Raw genomic sequence first — 798 nt, 5'->3', positions numbered from 1 at the left:
GCGGCGCGCCCGCCCGTGGCCTCGGTCGTCCCGGCGGCACCGCCCACGACCTTGGCCGCCCCGGCCGCGTAGAGGGCGCCCAGCAGCAGGCCGCCCACCACCAGGGCGATCCGCCCGTCGCGGGCGGACGCGATCAGGGCGGTCGCCAGCAGCACCGCGAACGTGCCGTGGACCGCCCCCAGGGGCCCCCGTCGCCCTGCCGTAAACAGTGAGTCCATACGCGTACCAAGCGTAATCTCCGCAGGTGACCAAGGCGCCCGGGGTGGGGATGGAGGGCTATGGAGTCATCCGGCGATGCCGAGGACCCTGGCCTCCACCTCCGGGTCGAGGCCCACTGGCGGCCGATCGGGGCGTAGCGGGGCCTGGCCGCCGAGGCCGCGCAGCCACTTCCACGTGTCGGCCACCGTCTCCTCCACCGGGCGGCAGCGCAGCCCCGCCGCGACCGCCTTGGAGACGTCGCCGTTGTGCATGGTGTCGTGCCCCTCGCCGACCAGCCAGATCGGCAGGTCGGTCCACGGCCGAACCCCGGCCGCGAGGATCGTCTCGGCGCCGGTCCAGCGCAGCTCGGCGTCGGAGCCGGTGACCCGCGCGCAGCTCTCCAGCAGCTCCCGCATGGTGGCGAACCCGGGCGGGCTGACCACGTTGTAGGCGCCGCCCAGCCCGCGCTCGGCGGCTGCCAGGCACCAGGCGGCCAGGTCGCGCGCGTCGATGAACTGCAGGCCGAGGTCCGCGGGGCCCGGCGCGAGCACCGGGCCGCCGCGGGCGATCCGGGTCAGCCACCACGGCAGGCGCCCGATG

The 798-nt window shown here is 76.2% G+C and carries 1 protein-coding gene and 1 pseudogene; both read right to left on the bottom strand.

The features are described 5' to 3' along the window. Positions 1-218 (bottom strand): hypothetical protein (locus DQW85_RS22015; RefSeq protein WP_205315305.1); only part of this gene is annotated, 218 nt, incomplete at its 3' end. 66 nt (positions 219-284) lie between these two features. Next, a pseudogene (locus DQW85_RS22010) lies at positions 285-798 on the bottom strand (reductase); the annotation flags it as partial.

The organism is Nonomuraea lactucae (assembly GCF_003313395.1).
Classification (GTDB): domain Bacteria; phylum Actinomycetota; class Actinomycetes; order Streptosporangiales; family Streptosporangiaceae; genus Nonomuraea; species Nonomuraea lactucae.
Note: the sequence above shows the minus strand (reverse complement) of the source record. Positions and strands in the feature narration are given on the sequence as shown.